The sequence below is a fragment of the Burkholderia sp. Ac-20384 genome (assembly GCF_017104605.1).
In the GTDB taxonomy this organism is placed as follows: Bacteria; Pseudomonadota; Gammaproteobacteria; order Burkholderiales; family Burkholderiaceae; genus Burkholderia; species Burkholderia lata.
The window spans coordinates 1-1179 of record NZ_JAAGPE010000681.1 but is presented as its reverse complement, the minus strand read 5'-3'; the positions used below and the strand labels follow the sequence as shown (position 1 = coordinate 1179).

The window sequence follows — 1179 nt, the reverse complement described above, 5'->3', positions numbered from 1 at the left end:
GCTGCCGATGCTGCTGCACGCGGCGCTCAACACCGCGCTGTTCCGCACGACGGGGGCGTCCGACCAGCCGGTCGGCGTGCTCGCGTCGACGCGCGAGCTGACGGGCGATGCGGCCCGCGACGCGCTCGGCCTCTTCATCAATTCGGTCGTCGTGCGCACGCAGCTCGACCCGGCCGCGCGTCGTACGGACGTGCTCGCGCAAGTGCGCGACATGGCGCTGATGGCCTACGCACACGCCGACGTGCCGTTCGCGGACGTCGTCGCGGCGCTGCGCGCACCGCGTGCCGCGCAGGCCAATCCGCTGTTCCAGGTGATGTTCAACTACCTGCGCCCGACCGGTGCCGCGGCGCGCGACTGGGCCGGCCTGTCGCTGGCCGGATTCGACGAGGTGCGCCATCGCGTCGTGTTCACGCTGGAGCTGGACGTCGTCGAGCATCCGGATGGCCGCGTGAGCGCCGCCTTCTCGTATGCGGACGAATTGCTCGATCGCGGTTTCGTCGATGCGCTCGTCGATGTCTATCACGACGAAGTCGCGCGTTTCGCCGGCGCGTCGGAAGCCGCGCTCGGCGCGCCCGACAAGCATGCCATTGCGCAAGCGTCGCAGCGCGCGCGGGCGGAAGGCAATGTGCGCGCGGCAACGCCGTCCCGTGCGCCGCACGCGGCCGCCTCGCTCGCGGCGCTGTGGTCCGACACGTTCGCAACGGCCGCACCCGAAGCGGACGCCAACCTGTTCGAAGCCGGCGCGACCTCGTTCGACGTCGTGCGCTTCGTCGACGCGGCGAGCCGTGCCGGCCACGCGCTGACGGTTGCCGACCTGTTCGCGTCGCCAACGCTTGCGGCACTCGGCGCGCGACTCGATGCACCTGCGGAAACGGGACAGGAGGCGCGCCATGCTGGCTGAAGTGCGTCCGGACGGATTCACGATGCTCGATACCTACCGCCTCGCATTCGCGGACGGCCTGTTCGCCGTGCGCGACGGCGCAGAGATTCGCGTTGCGCAGGGCGACGGCATCGGCGCGCAGTTGCTGCGCGCACAACTCGGCGACGATGGCGCGCTGCGCCTCGTCGCGTACAACCATCGCGCGGCACCGGCCGACCAGCGGCGTGCGCTGCTGGCCGCGCTGGCCGCGGCGTGTTCGGACAGCGCGCGCCACGCGGCGATCCGGCTCGACCCGGCCG

Annotated in this window: 1 protein-coding gene and 1 pseudogene; both read left to right on the top strand. The window is 71.9% G+C overall.

Annotation, left to right across the window (positions count from 1 at the left end; translation table 11 throughout):
• The coding region (locus tag G3O00_RS42825; RefSeq protein WP_241025615.1) for a condensation domain-containing protein at window positions 1–901 on the top strand (901 nt) is incomplete at its 5' end.
• Window positions 891–1179, top strand: a pseudogene (locus G3O00_RS42820) (N-acetyltransferase); the annotation flags it as partial. The gene G3O00_RS42825 and the pseudogene G3O00_RS42820, both read left to right, overlap by 11 nt.